The 16,056-nt window shown below is 52.7% G+C and carries 14 protein-coding genes and 1 riboswitch; all 14 genes read right to left on the bottom strand.

Annotated elements, in window-relative coordinates:
- Window positions 1-39: 39 nt before the first annotated feature.
- On the bottom strand, window positions 40-891 hold the full coding sequence (nadC, locus tag C6362_RS08405) for a carboxylating nicotinate-nucleotide diphosphorylase (RefSeq protein ID WP_014017090.1): 852 nt from the start codon (window positions 889-891) through the stop codon (window positions 40-42).
- Window positions 860-2,203, bottom strand: coding sequence for an L-aspartate oxidase (locus C6362_RS08400; protein WP_014017091.1), 1,344 nt, complete (start codon window positions 2,201-2,203; stop codon window positions 860-862). Before C6362_RS08400 ends, nadC begins: the two co-directional genes overlap by 32 nt.
- 15 nt (window positions 2,204-2,218) lie before the next feature.
- Window positions 2,219-3,124, bottom strand: coding sequence for a quinolinate synthase NadA (gene nadA, locus C6362_RS08395; protein ID WP_014017092.1), 906 nt, complete (start codon window positions 3,122-3,124; stop codon window positions 2,219-2,221).
- A gap of 391 nt (window positions 3,125-3,515) precedes the next feature.
- Window positions 3,516-4,874, bottom strand: coding sequence for an alanine/glycine:cation symporter family protein (locus C6362_RS08390; RefSeq protein ID WP_014017093.1), 1,359 nt, complete (start codon window positions 4,872-4,874; stop codon window positions 3,516-3,518).
- 1 nt (window position 4,875) lies between these two features.
- The gene (locus tag C6362_RS08385) at window positions 4,876-5,598 is read right to left on the bottom strand and encodes a glycerophosphodiester phosphodiesterase (protein ID WP_014017094.1); all 723 of its coding nucleotides are present in this window, start codon (window positions 5,596-5,598) and stop codon (window positions 4,876-4,878) included.
- Window positions 5,599-5,820: 222 nt separating this feature from the next.
- Window positions 5,821-7,074, bottom strand: a complete 1,254-nt coding sequence (locus tag C6362_RS08380; RefSeq protein ID WP_014017095.1) for an NAD(P)-dependent malic enzyme — start codon at window positions 7,072-7,074, stop codon at window positions 5,821-5,823.
- A gap of 26 nt (window positions 7,075-7,100) precedes the next feature.
- Window positions 7,101-8,513 (bottom strand): aldehyde dehydrogenase family protein, encoded by a 1,413-nt coding sequence (locus C6362_RS08375; protein WP_014017096.1) that lies wholly within the window; start codon window positions 8,511-8,513, stop codon window positions 7,101-7,103.
- Between the two features lie 126 nt (window positions 8,514-8,639).
- The gene (locus tag C6362_RS08370) at window positions 8,640-9,962 is read right to left on the bottom strand and encodes a branched-chain amino acid transport system II carrier protein (RefSeq protein ID WP_014017097.1); all 1,323 of its coding nucleotides are present in this window, start codon (window positions 9,960-9,962) and stop codon (window positions 8,640-8,642) included.
- A gap of 89 nt (window positions 9,963-10,051) precedes the next feature.
- Window positions 10,052-10,150, bottom strand: a riboswitch (SAM riboswitch).
- A gap of 66 nt (window positions 10,151-10,216) precedes the next feature.
- The gene (nth, locus tag C6362_RS08365; protein WP_014017098.1) at window positions 10,217-10,849 is read right to left on the bottom strand and encodes an endonuclease III; all 633 of its coding nucleotides are present in this window, start codon (window positions 10,847-10,849) and stop codon (window positions 10,217-10,219) included.
- Between the two features lies 1 nt (window position 10,850).
- The gene (larE, locus tag C6362_RS08360; RefSeq protein WP_014017099.1) at window positions 10,851-11,684 is read right to left on the bottom strand and encodes an ATP-dependent sacrificial sulfur transferase LarE; all 834 of its coding nucleotides are present in this window, start codon (window positions 11,682-11,684) and stop codon (window positions 10,851-10,853) included.
- A complete protein-coding gene (locus C6362_RS08355) occupies window positions 11,681-12,493 on the bottom strand; it encodes an ADP-ribosylglycohydrolase family protein (RefSeq protein WP_014017100.1) in 813 nt (270 codons plus the stop codon). The genes larE and C6362_RS08355 overlap by 4 nt, the downstream gene beginning before the upstream one ends.
- Window positions 12,494-12,504: 11 nt before the next feature.
- Window positions 12,505-13,956 carry a nicotinate phosphoribosyltransferase gene (locus C6362_RS08350; protein WP_014017101.1) on the bottom strand — a complete coding sequence of 484 codons (1,452 nt, stop codon included), beginning with the start codon at window positions 13,954-13,956 and terminating at the stop codon, window positions 12,505-12,507.
- A gap of 202 nt (window positions 13,957-14,158) precedes the next feature.
- Window positions 14,159-15,094 carry a transketolase family protein gene (locus C6362_RS08345; protein ID WP_014017102.1) on the bottom strand — a complete coding sequence of 312 codons (936 nt, stop codon included), beginning with the start codon at window positions 15,092-15,094 and terminating at the stop codon, window positions 14,159-14,161.
- A complete protein-coding gene (locus C6362_RS08340; protein ID WP_014017103.1) occupies window positions 15,094-15,915 on the bottom strand; it encodes a transketolase in 822 nt (273 codons plus the stop codon). Before C6362_RS08340 ends, C6362_RS08345 begins: the two co-directional genes overlap by 1 nt.
- Window positions 15,916-16,056: the final 141 nt, after the last annotated feature.

The raw sequence follows: 16,056 nt of genomic DNA, 5'->3' as shown, positions 1-16,056 counted from the left end.
CCTACGAGCCATGAACTGCGAATCACGAACTACGGGCCACTATATCCGATGAAGGTGTTTCAGGGATAAGTCCAGGATAGGCGCGGAATGGGTCAAGGCGCCACTAGAGATGTAATCGACGCCGATATCGGCCAAGGCGGCAATATTTTCTTTGGTCACGTTGCCGGAACATTCCGTTTCAGCCCGGCCGTCGATGAGGGCTATCGCTTCTCTCATCATGTCGTGGCTCATATTATCCAGCATGATGATGTCGGCGCCGGCTTCGACGGCTTCGCGGACCATGTCCAACGTTTCCGTTTCGACTTCGATTTTACGGACAAAAGGCGCATAAGCTTTGGCCAAGGCAACGGCCTTGGCTACGCCACCGGCAGCGCTGATGTGATTGTCCTTGAGGAGGACGCCGTCGGACAGGTTATAGCGATGATTCTTACCGCCGCCAACCGTGACAGCATATTTTTCAAAGACCCGCATATTCGGCGTCGTCTTGCGCGTATCGACGAGGGTAATCCCAGTTCCTTCCAGCAGGGATACGACCTGATGGGTATAAGTCGCTATGCCGCTCATGCGCTGCAAATAGTTGAGTCCTACCCGTTCGGCCGATAAGATGGCCTGCATACTGCCGACAACTTTAGCCAGCTTCTGGCCTTTGTGGACTTCATCGCCGTCTTTCGTAAAGAATTCAAACCACACCTTGTCATCCAACAGCGTAAAGGCCCGGGCAAAGACATCGAGGCCGGCAATGATGCCATCTTGTTTGCACAGGAGCTCCGCTTCACCCTGACAGTCTTTCGGCAAAATGGCATTAGTCGTCACGTCTTCACTCGTAATGTCTTCCTGAAGGGCCTGCAAAATCAATGGGTCAGCCTGCAATTTCATGGTTACGCTGTTCATCACATTCACGCTCCCTTTCCATTTCATCTAAGACCTGGTGGCGGTATTCTTCAGCCAGTGTATCTTCATGGCTGCGGATAAAGGCTTCTGACGATGCACAAGCTTGGGTGAAATCGGATTCACTGACAATCTGCTTAGGCTGCTTATCCATTTCGGCGATATGCTGGGCTGCGCGCTTGCCGAAGACCAAGCTTTCCAAGAGGGAATTGCTGGCCAGGCGGTTACGGCCGTGGACGCCGTTGCAGCTCGTTTCGCCGACGGCATAGAGGTGGTCCATCGTCGTCTGGCTGTACTTATCGACGTGGATGCCGCCCATGAAGTAGTGCTGGGCCGGCGTGACCGGGACCCAGTCTTTGGTCGCATCGATGCCGTCTTCCAGGCAGCGTTCATAGATATGTGGGAAATGATGCTTAATGACGTCTTCGCCGAGAACGGTCATATCGAGCCAGACAAAAGGACGGTCATCTTTCTTCATCTGTTTGCGGATTTCTGCCGTCATCAAATCGCGGGGCAGGACTTCATTGGCAAAACGCTGTCCATCTTTACCGCGCAGTTTGGCTCCTTCGCCGCGGACCGATTCGGAAATGAGGAAGCTCCGGCCAGGTTTCTTAGAATAAAGCGACGTCGGATGGATCTGGACGTAGTCGATGTGTTCCAGTTCGACGCCGTGGCGCATGGCAATAGCCAGGGCATCGCCTGTAAGATGGGGGAAATTCGTCGAATGGTCGTACAAGCCGCCGACACCGCCGCTGGCCAGGATCGTTTCATCGGCCTGGATGGCCCGGTACTGGCCTTGGCTATCGCGGGCGATGATGCCCAGGCAACGGTTTCCGTCGGTGACGATGTCAACCATAGTCGTGAAATCGCGAATGGTCACATTGGGCAATTGACGGACAGCGGCTAAGAGATGGCTGGTGATTTCCTTGCCCGTAATATCTTCATGGAACAAGATGCGGGCCCGCGAATGGCAGCCTTCCCGCGTGTAGTCGAGCGAACCGTCGGCCTTGCGGGCAAAATCGACGCCGTAGCCGATGAGTTCGTCGATGACCGGCCGCGACGAGCGAATCATGATATCCACCGATTCGCGGCGGTTTTCATAATGACCGGCTTTGAGCGTATCTTCCATGAAGCTGTCGTAGTCGTCCTTATCGTGAAGGACGCAGATGCCCCCTTGGGCTAAAAAAGAATCGCTATTTTCCACTTCATCTTTGGTGATCATGAGGATTTGTTTATCCTGCGGCAGGTGCAGGGCGGCAAAGAGGCCGCTGGCACCGGTACCGACGATGACAATATCTGTTTTTTCTGTTTCCATGACATATACCTTCTTCTATTTGGCTAATTCCAGCATCCGTTCCAATGAACGGACGGCTTTACTAGCGACGGCCGGATCGACGTGGACTTCATTCGTTTCATCGCGCAGGCAGTCGCGGACTTTTTCTAAGGTGACCTTTTTCATATTGATGCAGTACGCATCTTCCATAGCCGGATAAAAAGTCTTATCGGGATTGCGCGTCTCTAATTCATAAAAGACGCCGCCTTCCGTACCGATGATAAATTCCTTGGCGTCGGACTTCCCGGCATAATCGATGATTCCCGACGTACTGCCGACATAATCGGCCAGGGCCAGCACTTCTTTACGACATTCCGGATGGGCCAGGAACAGGGCCTGGGGATGAGCAGCCTGGACCTTCTTCACATAAGCCGGATCGACCGTATCGTGGCGCGGGCAGAAACCGTTGTTGAGGATAAAATGCTTATCCGGGACCTGTGTCGAAACGTAGTGACCCAGATTCTTGTCGGGCGTAAAGAAAATATGCTTATTCGGCAGCTTCCTGACGATCTTGACGGCATTAGACGAAGTAACACATACATCGGATACGGCCTTGACAGCTGCCGTAGAGTTGACATAGCAAACGACGGCCAGGTCATCATACTGGGAACGGACCTTTTCAATCGTCTCCACATCAGCCATATGGGCCATGGGGCAGCTGGCCGTCGCATCCGGCATGATAACTTTCTTCTCAGGGTTCAGCATCTTGGCACTTTCGCCCATGAAATCGACACCGGCAAAGACAATGATCTTGGCATCCGTTTCAATCGCCTTCTTGGCCAGACCAAAAGAATCGCCGACAAAATCGGCATATTCCTGCACTTCATCAGGAACATAATAATGAGCAAGGATAATCGCCTGCTTCTCTTTCTTCAGCGCTGCAATCTCATCTTCGATATACACAAAACTTCATCCTTTCAGGGAAAAGGTTGCCCCACAAAGACGACTCTTTATGTGACAACCTCTCTTGTTCAAAGTACATAACGGCTCACCCCGGGACAGGACAACCCGTTTTTTGTTTACCCTATTATACCGTATCGGTAAAGATTTGACAATACTACTGTCAAGACAGCGTAAGATGTAAAAAAGAGACTGCCGCAAAAGACAGCCTCTTTTTACGTTGATCGTAGGTCGTTCATCGTTTGTCGTATGGGATTAAAAATATCCATCCATCGCGATGAACGATAAACTACGAACAAAAACTTTTTTAATTGGTTAGCGGATGGCTTTAAATTTAACTTCAACGCTACCTTACAAATTACGATGGGATAGACAAAACTGCCTGTGATATCCGCTATTTATGGTCGTAGTATTTCGGATCACTGAAATATTCCTTTGTCTTAGCCCGTACCTGCGGGAAGAGAATGAGCAGGGCAATCATGTTAGGGATGACGACTAAGCCCATCGCTACGTCCTGGATGCCCCAGACGAGATTGATTTTTCCTAAGGAGCCGACGAGACACAAGAAAGGAAAAATGTATTTGACGACATTCGTTACTTTATTGCCGAAGGCATACGTAAAGCTCTTGGCGGCGTTCCACCACTGCCCCATCAAGGTCGTAAAGCAGAAGATGAGCAGAGCCAATGTGCCTGCGTGTTTCAACGGTTCCCAGACGGTTCCAAAAGCGTTGAGAGCCAATACTGTTGCCGAATTGCCGGAATGCTGCATATCAGTGACGCCGACTACAAAAGCCGTAATGCTGCAAATGACAATGGTATCAAGAAAGACTTCAGCAACCCCCGTAATTCCTTCATCGACGGGATGCGGTACAATCGAGCAGCCATGAGCAAACGGAGCGGTCCCTTCCCCAGCTTCATTGGAGTACATGCCGCGGGCAATCCCGTACTGCATGGCTTTAGCAATAACATAGCCGCCAGTACCGCCAGCTACAGAATCAAAAGACCAGGCCTGAGTAAAGATTTCAACAAATACATGCGGCAGCTGTTGAATATTCAGCAGGACAACTAATACACCGATGACGATATAAAAGATGGACATAGCCGGAACGAGGTTCATGGCCAGATTAGCCAGACGTTTCAAGCCGCCCAGAGTGATGCATAAAAGCAGGATGATGAGGACGACACCGGTCATGTACGTCGGGACGCCGTAATTCGAATAAAGGATGCCTGAAATCGTATTGGACTGTACCAAGTTAGCCCCCATCATTTTCGTACACATCAGCACGGCAATGACGACGCCGAGCCAGGGCATTTTAAGGCCATCGCGGATATAGTACATAGGACCGCTGAGAAGGTTACCGTTTTCATCTTTGCCGCGATACATCTGGGACAAGACGATTTCACCATATTTCAAGGCCATGCCGAAAAAGGCAGCTACCCACATCCAGAAAACGGCTCCCATGCCACCAGACAAAATAGCCGTGGCGACCCCGACAACGTTGCCGCCGCCAACATTGCCCGCCAGTGTGACCATCATCGCTTTGAAAGTGGAAATAGATCCATTCCCTTTATCTTCATGACGGGACTTATAAGAATCGATGAGGGTCCGGCGAATAATGAAACCAAAATGGCGAATCTGGATAAATCCGTTAGAAACAGTATATAAAACCCCTAAGGCCAGCAAAACAAAAACCAGCCATCTTCCCCATAGCCAGGAGTCAATCAATTGTACAATCGCCTCTAAATTTTCCATGTCATACTCCTTCCAAGACGCGCTTCACCATATCCGGGAAATTGCCAATGACGCAATCGACACCATAATCACGCAGCTGCCTTACACTTTCTTCGTCATTGACAGTAAACGTATTGATTTCAATATGATGTGCCTTGACTTCGGCCACCGTTTCTGCTGTCAAACTGCCATAATACGGATGATAACATTGAACTCCAACACCTTCTGTATAGGCCCCAGGATTGATGAGCCACGTTTCCGTCAACAAGCCATATTTTAAATCAGGTGCCAAGGCTTTCATACGCAGAACACTTTCATGATTGAAACTCGAAATGATGACTTTATCTTCTAAATGATAGCGTTGCAACACAGGCCATACTTTAGCTTCAATCCCTGGATAAGGATAGACACCTGTCTTCAATTCAATGTTCGTCACCAAGGGCGTCCCAGCTACCCATCGGCAATATTCGTCAAAAGTCGGAATGGTCTGAAAGCCTACTTCTTCTGAATAGATATACGAAGCATCGAGTTTCTGCAATTCTTCCAGCGTATAATCGCGGACATTGCCCGTGCCATTCGTCGTCCTGTCGACCCGTTCATCATGGATGACCACGAGCTCACCATCTTTCGTCAGCTGTACATCCATTTCAATTCCATCGGCACCACATTCTAATGCCTTGCGGAAAGCGAGCATCGTATTTTCCGGATATTTGCCGCTAAATCCGCGATGTGCAAAATTCTTCATAAAAAAACCTCCTAGTAATGATTCTGTGTCCATTATAGAGTATATCTGCTTGACGAATCAAGAAAAATTTTTCATATTATAATTTACAATATTTTACAACTTACAATATGTTTTATACCCATATAAAAAGGACCTACCACACCAACATGTAGTAAGTCCCTTCAAGATTTAAGATTTCAGCCACTCTCTAACAACGAGCCACTAACCACTAGCCACTATTCCTTATCCATGGATCAAGTCGAGCATGGCGTGGAGTTTGTCGATAGTTTCTGCTGCTTCCTGGCGGATGTCTTCCGGGTCGCGGGTGATGCGGGCGACGCCGCTGTCCATGGCAGCTTTGGCGACAGCGGCGGCGACGGCCGGAGCGACGCGTTTATCGAAGGCGTCGGGAATGACATGGTCTTCGGCCAGTTCGTCATCACTGACCAGAGAGGCGATGGCATAGGACGCAGCCAGTTTCATGTCTTCGTTGATGCTGCGGGCCCGGACGGCCAGGGCGCCGCGGAAAATGCCCGGGAAGACCATGACGTTGTTGATCTGGTTCGGTGCATCCGACCGGCCGGTGCCGACGACTTTGGCACCGGCTGCCTTAGCGGAAGCATAGTCTGTTTCCGGAATGGGGTTGGCCATGGCGAAGACGACGGCATCGTCAGCCATGGACTGGATGATTTCCTTAGTAAAGATATGCGGGGCCGATACGCCGAGGAGGAGGTCGGCGCCTTTGACGGCATCGGCCAGGGTCCCATGGGCATGGGACGGATTGGTCAGGGAAGCCAGTTCAGCCTGGACAGGATTGAGGCCTTCCATGCCATCATAGAGAATCCCCGGACGGTCGACCATAGTGACGTTCCGGGCACCGGCGCGGACCAGGAGGCGGCCGATGGAGGCACCGGCTGCACCGGCGCCGTTGATGACGATGCGGGCCGTCTTCAAGTCCTTATGGACATAGCGGAAAGCACCGATGACGCCGGCCAGGGCGGCAATGGCCGTACCGTGCTGGTCGTCATGGAAGACGGGGATGTCCATTTCCTTCTTCAAGGTCTGTTCAATTTCATAGCACTTCGGCGAAGCAATGTCTTCCAGGTTGATGCCGGCAAAAGACGGCTGCAGGCGTTTCACCGTTTCGATAAATTTCTTCGGGTCCTTCGTATCCAGGCAGATAGGGACAGCATTGACACCGCCAAAGACCTTGAACAGGACCGATTTCCCTTCCATGACCGGCATGGCCGCTTCCGGCCCGATGTCGCCCAGGCCGAGGACACGGGTCCCATCGGATACGACAGCAATCATGTTGCCGCGGCAGGTCAGGTCAAAAGACAGGTCCGGATCTTTCGTGATTTCCCGGCACGGCTGGGCAACGCCCGGCGTATAAAGGATACTCAGGTCGTCGTGGGTCTTGAGGACTTCCCGGGGGATTGTTTCAATAATGCCGTGTTTGCCGCGGCGGATTTTCATGGCTTCTTCATCAAAATTCATAACGCTAAAACTCCTCCTGTAACTGATTATGCATTAAAAATGGCCTGAGGTTCTGTAAATTCCAGCATCCCATCCTTGCCGCCTTCACGGCCGATTCCGCTGTCCTTGAAACCGCCGAAAGGCGCTGTGACGTCACGCGGGCTGTCGTTGACGTAGACATTGCCCGACAGGATAGCCGCTGCCACTTTGGAAGCTTCGGCTTTATCCGGGCCCCAGACGGCCGCATTGAGGCCATACGGCGTATCGTTGGCAATGGCCAGGGCTTCCTCAACCGTATCATAGGTAATGACGCAGAGGACAGGCCCGAAAATCTCTTCACGGGCAATGGTCATATCGTTGGTCACATCCGTAAAGATGACAGGCTTGACATAGTAGCCTTTTTCCGGAGCTTCCGGACGGCTGCCGGCCAAGAGGGTTGCCCCTTCTTCCATGCCTTTGGCGATGTATGTATCGACGGTCTGCCACTGGTCATACGAAACGACAGGGCCGATTTTCGTCGTTTCCAGGGACGGGTCGCCGACCGTGTATTCCGGCAGTATCTTCAGCATGAGCTGTTCAATCTTGCCCTTTTCTTCCCGAGGGATGATTAGACGTGACAAGGCTGTACAGGTCTGGCCGCTATTGAGGAAAATAGAATTGAAGCACTGGCGGATGGCTTTTTCATAGTCCGCCCCTTTCAAGAGGATGAAAGGCGACTTGCCACCCAATTCCATGCTGATGCGCTTCATAGAGCCCAAGGCGCGTTGGGAGACCTTGATGCCAGCTGCCGTCGAGCCGGTAAAAGAAACCATGGCGATATTCGGGTCATCACAGATGGCATTGCCGACCTGGCTGCCCCGGCCGGCGACGAGGTTGAAGACACCTTTTGGGAAACCGGCCCGGTCAAAGGCTTCGGCCAGATAGTACGCCGTCACCGGCGTGTGCTGGCTCGGCTTGAGGACGACCGTCGCTCCGACGAGCAGAGCTGGGACGACTTTCTGGATAATCTGGCCTAAAGGATAATTCCAAGGGGTGATGCAGCCGATAACGCCTAAAGGCCGACGATAGACGACGGATTGAGATAAATGTTCGACCAGTGGCAATTCTGGTGCCAAGTCGATATACGACTGGGTCCGCACGAACTGGTAGCCGATATGGTTAGTCCGGGCAAAGGCCACCGGTGCCCCTAATTCCTTGACGACAGCGTCGACGAGCTGCGGTTCCAGTTTAATCATCTGGACCAGCAAATTTTTCATATACGTGATGCGGTCTTCCAGCGGCATAGCCGACCAGGCCGAGAAAGCCATGGCCGCGGCCTTGGCAGCCGCAGCAACATCATCGGCACCGGCCGCAGCGACCGTAGCAAAGACGCTCTTATCCGCCGGATTCTCGACCTCGATATATTGGCCGGATAAAGGTGCCACCCACTGACCATTGATGTATAATTTCTTCAAATCCATGAAACTACCCCCTTTTACTCGAGATTATTCTTTAATTATAGAGAGAAGTCCTCGATTATGCAAGTCAGAAAAATAGACTGCCCAAAAGGCAGTCTATTTTTAGTGGATAGTGGTTAGTGGTTAGTGTTATTTCGCTTCGGCTTCTACCGGTTCTTTGCTGGAGACGAAGTGGCCGATGAGGGAACCGCCGATGAGTCCGATGATGAAGGGCACGATCCAGCCGAAACCGTAGGTCGACAGGGGCGTAGCCGTAACGATGGCCTTAGCAAAGCCCAGGCTGCTCAGGCCCGGCAGGGATTCCAGGAGAGCAAAGAGCGTGACCAGGTATACCGAGCCCTTGTAGGCGCCGTTATTGGGCATGAAGCGACCGATGATGCCCAGGATCAGGAGGGCCAGGCACGGCGGGTAGCAGACACCGAAGATCCAGCCGATGTAGGTGACGATACCGTCGACGCCGAGGAGGGCCGTCAGGGCCGACAAGATGCAGCAGACGACAGCCACTTGTTTGTAGCTGACGCGTTTGCCCGTAGCCGTGCTGGTGAACTCAGCTACAGCCGCAACCTGACCGATGGCCGTCGTCAGGCAGGCCAGGACGACGGCTATGCCCATGGGAACCATGACCCACGTGCCGACGCGCTGGATAATGGCGACCAGGAGTTCCGCACGGCCGATGGTCTGGGCATAATCGCCGCTGACGCAGGCACCCATGTAGAGCAGGCTGCCGTAGATGATGAGCAGCAGGATGAAGGAAACGATGCCGCAGTAGATGAGGACTTTATTGCGCTGGCCGACAGTCGTATAGCCTTTGCCGTAAATGGAACTGATGAAGACAGCAGCCATGATAAAGCTGACCAGGACGTCGCCCGTGTTATAGCCGCCAAGGAAGGCGTTGACGAAGGGATGATCCACAGCCGGATCGACGGGCGTCCCCAAGGGATTGAAGATACCGGCAAAGGCGACGATGACCAGGATCAGGGCCAGGAGGGGCGTCAGGTATTTGCCCATGCGGTCCATGACGTTATTCTGGTCAGCGACGAAGAAGAAGCTGATGACGAAATAAACGATGACCAGCGGGACGAACGGTGCCGACGGCAGGTTGCCCTGAATACCGAGCTGGATGGCCGTCGCGCAGGTACGGGGAATGGATACGAAGGTACAGACCAGCATGAGTGCTGCCAAAAGGATATTATACGTATTCTTCCCTACCCGTCCGGTAATGGCATGGACGTCGCCGTTGAGGCCTATGATGATGAGTGTAAAAATCGGCAGGAAAATACCGGACAGCGTCAAACCAGCCAAGCCGGACAGGAAATCACTGCCGCTGTTCAAGCCGAGCTGAGGCGGGAAAATCAAGTTGCCTGCACCGAAATAGGTAGCGAAGAAGGCAAACCCCAGGATGAGCACATCCAGTCCCCGGATGGCCTTGCCGCCAGAAGAATTGTTGTTCATGAAGATACCCCCTAAGAATAAATGTGAAAATAAGTACGTAATACGCCAAAAGAAAAGAGGCGCTGCCTCCAAGCTGCGCCTCAGTCATAACGATATCTTTCAGGAATAGCCTGTAGGAATTGGCACCTTACCGCTGGCAGGTTGCCGCAGCGTCATCGGGCCCGTCCCTCAGCTGCTCTTGATATTACTTATGAAATTTTGTCTGTATTGGTAATATTTTATTAAATTTTTAATTACTTGTCAATGATTTTATTTTATTTCTGACAACTCGGACAAAGATCGGCTAAAAAGCAGTTGTCACACAAGGGCTTACGGGCTTTGCAGACCCGGCGGCCATGCCAAATGAGCCAATGATGGGCCCGGCTCCACCATTCCTTGGGAATAGCCTTCTGCAGTCCCTTTTCGACTTCCAGCGGCGTCTTGCCTTCCGCCAGCTGCAGGCGGTTGGATACGCGGAACACGTGGGTATCGACGGCAATGGCCGGCGTATCGAACAAGATACTGACCAGGACATTGGCCGTCTTGCGGCCGACGCCAGGCAGCTTCACCAGTTCATCGAAGGTCTGGGGCACTTCGCCGTGGTATTTCTCACAGAGGATGGCACAATTAGCCAGGATATTCTTGGCCTTGCTGTGATAGAGGCCGCAAGTCCGTATCTTTTCTTCCAGGCCTTCCAACCCTAAAGTCAGCATCTTTTCCGGCGTATTATATTCCGGGAACATGCCAGCCGTCACGATATTGACCCGCTCATCCGTACACTGGGCCGACAAGATGACGGCAATCATCAGTTCAAAGGGCGAGTTATAATGCAGGGCCGGCTTCATGATACCGTACTGGTCCTGAAAACGCTGTAACATTTCATCTTTTACTTTCTTAGAAATAGCCATATTATTTTACTTCCTCATCCGTATTGATCACGTCGTTCAAGCTCCCCATTTCATAGCCGCCCAAATCGAGGGTGACGTAGGTAAAGCCCGTATCTTTGATGGCCCGGACGATTTCCTGGCGATGAGCCAGGATCGACGGGATTTCATCGACAGCCACTTCGATGCGGGCTACATCCCCGTGATACCGGACGCGCAGAGACCCCTGGATATAAGGAGCTACCGCCGCTTCGGCTGCATCGATCTGGGCCAGGCGGTGCGGCGTCAGTTCCACACCGTAGGGAATACGGCTGGCCAGGCAGGCCGCACTCTGTTTATTCCAGGTCTGGAGGCCGAATTCCTTCGATAAGGCCCGGATATCCGCTTTGGCTAACCCCGCTTCGATCATCGGGCTGCGGACGAAGTCAGACAATTCTTGCAATGCCTTCATGCCGGGACGATAATCGCCGAGGTCGTCGACATTCCCCCCATCGACAACCCACTGATAGCCTTCGGCCTTGGCCAGCTCCACCAGTGAGGTAAAGCGTATCTTTTTGCAGATATAGCAGCGGTCTGGCGGATTCTTGATGAATTCCGTATCTTCGAATTCCGTCGAATGGACCAGACGGTGCTCGACGCCGATGACCTTAGCCATGGCTTTGGCGTCAGCCGCTTCACTGCCCGGCAGGGTTGCCGAAACAGCCGTCACGGCCAGGACGCGGTCTCCCAGGGCCTGGTGCGCTGCATAGGTCAGGAACGTGCTGTCGACGCCGCCGGAAAAACCGATGACGACGCTGCCCATATCCTTTAAAATCTGCTGGAGTTTTTCATATTTCTTGCCTGTCTCTGTTGAAATCAAAAAGAGTTCCCCCTCGAACCAATATAATCTTGATAGAATTGCCGGATGACGCCCTTCATTTCTTCGTCATCGACATAAGGCAGCGCCTGCTGCCATAACGCCTGAGGCACGCCATAATAGGCTTCGGCGATACTGCCGGCAATGGCTGCCTGCGTATCCGTATCGCCATTGAGCCAGATGGCCTTGCGAATCGTATCTTCATAATCCATCCCTTCCAGGAAACATTCGATAGCTTCAGGCACACTGTCGTCCGTCGTACAGGTAAAGCCATAAGACGGACGGATCTGAGCCAGGGTTTGGGACAAATCATAGAAATACTTTCGGAGATACGCGGCAATCTCCGCTTTCCCCTTCCCCTGCCGGGCCAGGAAAATGGCCGAGGCGACGGCGACGGCCCCCTTGATGGCCTGCGGATGGTCATGGCTGACGACGGCCGTCAGTTCAGCCAGTTCCTGCGCTTCATCAAGGGAAGCGGCTACCCAACCGGCCGGGCTGACGCGCATTGCTGCCCCATTGCCATAACTTCCATAAGCCGGCGCTTCGTCGGCCAGGAACCAGCGGCGGAACATGCCGCCGAAACCGGCATTGGGATATTTCCGGCACCAGTAGCGGAGCTGTCTCCGCAGCGGCCCGACATAGCCACAGTGAGAAGCCTTCCCCTCCATCAAAGCCGCCGCTACGGCTACAGTCGTCACCGTATCGTCGGTAAAGCGGCTGGCCCTGGTAAATAAAGGGAAATCTAAGGAATCTGCTGTTTTATCAAATTCATAAACAGAACCGGCGATATCGCCAATGATGGCACCTTTCATGCAATCATCTCCTAAAAGAAATGGGCTGATTCTTCTTTCAATACTTTATCGCGCAAAGCCGACAGCTTCGTACTGCGCTGGACCCACATTTCTTCCGGGTTGACCAGGCGCAGGTATTCCGGCCATAAAGTCTGGATCTGCTGGTCGGCATAGGCCATGATTTCCTTGAGGTCCGGTTTCTGATAGACCAGTTCACCTTTCTGGAAAATCGGGATGAGCATCTTCTGGACGCGGTAGGTCCCGCCGGGAATGGTCCGCGAACGCCACGGGGCTTTGTCGCTCTGAAGGAGGAGGTCCTTCGATTCGTCGATGCTTTCGCCTTCGAGGATAATGATGTCGGCCTTCATCTTGCCCGTCTCTTTATCGTAAATACGCAGGACGTTCTTCAGGCCCGGATTGGAAATCTTTTCCACATTATCGCTCATCTTGATTTTAGGTACGAACTTCCCGTCGTCATACTGGCCGACGAGTTTAAAGACGCCTCCCAGGGAGGGGCTGTCCTTAGCGGTAATCAAATTCGTGCCGACGCCCCAGGAATTGATGACACAGCCCTGGGCTTTCAATTCGGAAATGAGGTTTTCATCGAGGTCATTGGAGGCAGCAATGATGGCATCGGGGAAGCCGGCTTCGGCAAACATCTTATGGGCTTCTTTCGACAAATAAGCCAGGTCGCCGCTGTCCAGGCGGATGCCATAAGCCTTAGGCAGGGTGCCGGCCGCTTTCATTTCCTTGAAAATCGTGATGGCATCTGGCACCCCCTGTTTCAGGGTATTATACGTGTCGGCCAGGAGAATGAGGTTGTTCGGATACTGGCGGGCATAAGCGCGGAAAGCTTCCAGTTCTGACGAGAAGCTCATGATCCAGCTGTGGGCCATCGTCCCTAAAACGGGCATGCCGAACTTAGCCCCAGCCAGGACGTTGCTGGTCCCGTTAAATCCGCCGATCATAGCCGACCGGGCACCGTAGACGCCGGCCGATTTCCCCTGAGCCCGGCGCAGACCAAATTCCATGAGATTATCCTTGCCAGCCACCGTCCGGACGCGGCGAGCCTTGGTGGCAATAAGGCTTTCATGGTTCATGATCATGGACATGCATGTTTCTAACAATAACGCTTCGTCTTTCTTCGTCTGGACGCGCAGGAGCACTTCCTGCGGAAAAGCGACTGTTCCTTCAGGCATAGCATAAATGTCACCTGTAAAGCGCAGGTCCTTCAAGTATTCGAGAAATTCGTCCTGGAAGAAGCCCGTACTCTTCAAATAGGCCAGGTCGTCCTCACTGAAATGTATATTGTGTACATAATCGATGAGATGTTCCAGCCCGGCGACGACCGTATACCCCCCTTGGAAGGGATTGGTCCGGTAGTAACGGTCAAACACGCATTGTTGTTCGTGCTTGCCTTCAAAAAATAAGCCCTGCATCATCGTCAACTGGTACAGGTCTGTCAATAATGCTTTCGTATACAAGATAACTCGCCTCCAAAAAGTAGTTATTCCTATTATACATCAGTTAACGATAAAGGAACAACGAATTACCGATTTTGCATACATTGAAAAATCCTATACGGACTTGGCATGATAAAAGGCGCTGTCGCATGAAGACAGCGCCTTTTTTTAGTGGTTAGCAGTTAGTGGCTAGTGGCTAGCGAATCACGAGCCACGAACCACTTCACTTCCTCTTCAACACTTTGTGGACAGCCTGGATGACGTCACTGGACGACAAATTATAGGCTTTCAGGAGATCGTCCGGTTTTCCTGATTCACCGAAGCGGTCCTGGATGCCGACGAGTTCTACGGGGACGCAGCAGTGCTGAGCCAGGGCTTCGCAGATAGCGCCGCCCAGGCCGCCCATGATCTGGTGTTCTTCACAGACGACGACGGCCCCCGTTTCGGCCGCACAGGTACAGACCGTATCCAGATCCAGCGGTTTCACCGTATGGATATTGACGACGCGGGCCGAAATGCCTTGGCGATCCAGTTCGTCAGCCGCCGTCAAGGCTTCATGGACCATGAGGCCGTTGGCGAAGAGCGTCACGTCGCGGCCATCCCGGAAAATGGCTGCCTTGTAGAGGTCAAAAGGCGTATCCTTATCGGTAACGACGGGCGCCGGATTGCGGCCGAAGCGGACATAGGACGGTCCCTTGATGTCGTAGACAGCCAGGGTAGCCTTATACGTTTCCCACCAGTCACACGGCGTAATGACCATCATATGCGGGATGACCCGCATGAGGGCGATATCTTCCAAAGCTTGATGCGTAGCCCCGTCAGGGCCGACGGAAATGCCGGCATGGGCCCCGCCGAGTTTGACGTTGAGGTTATTATAGCAGACGGTATTGCGGATCTGCCCCCAGGCTCGGCCTGTCAAAAAGACGCCATACGTCGAAACAAAAGGTACGAAACCGGTCAGAGACAAACCGGCCGCTGTGCCGACCAGGTCTTGTTCCGAAATACCAACATTGATATATTTTTCAGGATATTCATGGCGGATCCATTCGGTCCGCGTCGATTTAGCGACGTCCGCATCGAGGACCAGGACATCGTCATGAAGACGACATAATTCCAACAGGGCCTTCCCATAGCCGTCGCGCATCGGTACTCGTTCCATTACGGCACCTCCGTTGTCAATTCATCCATAGCCAGGCGGTACTGGGCTTCATCCGGTGCCGCACCATGCCATTGAGCCTGATTTTCCATATACGATACGCCTTTGCCCTTCACGGTATGGGCCAGGATGACCGTCGGCTTGCCTTCATAAGTTTTCGCCGCACTGTAGGCCTCATACAAGGCATCCGTATCGTGACCGTCGACGCGGAGGACATGCCAGCCAAAGCTTTCCCACTTGGCGTCCATGGGTTCCATATTTTTAATCGATACCAGGGAATCGACGAGCTGTAAGCCGTTGCAGTCCACAATCAGACAAACATTGTCCAAATGGTGCTGGGACGCAAAGGCCGCGGCTTCCCAAATCTGGCCTTCCTGCTGTTCCCCATCGCCGATGAGACAGAAGACCTGCGGCATTTCGTGGCGTATCTTCAAGGCCAGGGCGATACCGTTGGCAATGGACAGGCCCTGCCCCAGAGAGCCGACAGCGCAGTCGAGACAAGGCAGTTTTTCCAGGTTGGGATGCCCCTGGAGCGCGCTGCCGACAGTCCGCAGCGTATCGAGCAATGCCAGGGAAAAATAGCCTTTATGCGCTAAAATACTGTAATAAGCCGGCGCAGCATGGCCTTTCGATAAGACAAAACGATCCCGTTCCGGCGCATGGGGCCTGTCGGGAAAACACGTAAAGACATCGGTAAAATAAAGTGTTGCCATAATTTCGACAGCCGACAGCGAGCTGCCGGGATGGCCAGAGCCGGCACGGTAAATAGACCGCACCGTATCCCGCCGTATCTGCGTACACACGTCATGTAGATCATGCTTCATGAAGCATAGCCTCCTATGTCAGGCCGTCAAGAAAAAAACGCCGCGTACCCCCTATGTCTGGCGGCGATACGCGTGCGTTCGGACATACGACCTCTTTTGTTCGTTTCCATTTCTTGAGTTTATTGTACAATGATTATATAC

The sequence above is a fragment of the Megasphaera elsdenii DSM 20460 genome (assembly GCF_003010495.1).
In the GTDB taxonomy this organism is placed as follows: Bacteria; Bacillota; Negativicutes; order Veillonellales; family Megasphaeraceae; genus Megasphaera; species Megasphaera elsdenii.
This window is presented reverse-complemented; position numbering and strand designations above follow the sequence as displayed.

Excerpts from the sequence above, each read along its gene's own strand:
- nadC (WP_014017090.1), bottom strand. The coding sequence starts at position 891 with ATGAACAGCGTAACCATGAAATTGCAGGCTGACCCATTGATTTTGCAG.
- C6362_RS08400 (WP_014017091.1), bottom strand. The coding sequence starts at position 2,203 with ATGGAAACAGAAAAAACAGATATTGTCATCGTCGGTACCGGTGCCAGC.
- C6362_RS08390 (WP_014017093.1), bottom strand. The coding sequence starts at position 4,874 with ATGGAAAATTTAGAGGCGATTGTACAATTGATTGACTCCTGGCTATGG.
- C6362_RS08385 (WP_014017094.1), bottom strand. The coding sequence starts at position 5,598 with ATGAAGAATTTTGCACATCGCGGATTTAGCGGCAAATATCCGGAAAAT.
- C6362_RS08380 (WP_014017095.1), bottom strand. The coding sequence starts at position 7,074 with ATGAATTTTGATGAAGAAGCCATGAAAATCCGCCGCGGCAAACACGGC.
- C6362_RS08375 (WP_014017096.1), bottom strand. The coding sequence starts at position 8,513 with ATGGATTTGAAGAAATTATACATCAATGGTCAGTGGGTGGCACCTTTA.
- C6362_RS08370 (WP_014017097.1), bottom strand. The coding sequence starts at position 9,962 with ATGAACAACAATTCTTCTGGCGGCAAGGCCATCCGGGGACTGGATGTG.
- nth (WP_014017098.1), bottom strand. The coding sequence starts at position 10,849 with ATGGCTATTTCTAAGAAAGTAAAAGATGAAATGTTACAGCGTTTTCAG.
- C6362_RS08355 (WP_014017100.1), bottom strand. The coding sequence starts at position 12,493 with ATGAAAGGTGCCATCATTGGCGATATCGCCGGTTCTGTTTATGAATTT.
- C6362_RS08345 (WP_014017102.1), bottom strand. The coding sequence starts at position 15,094 with ATGGAACGAGTACCGATGCGCGACGGCTATGGGAAGGCCCTGTTGGAA.
- C6362_RS08340 (WP_014017103.1), bottom strand. The coding sequence starts at position 15,915 with ATGAAGCATGATCTACATGACGTGTGTACGCAGATACGGCGGGATACG.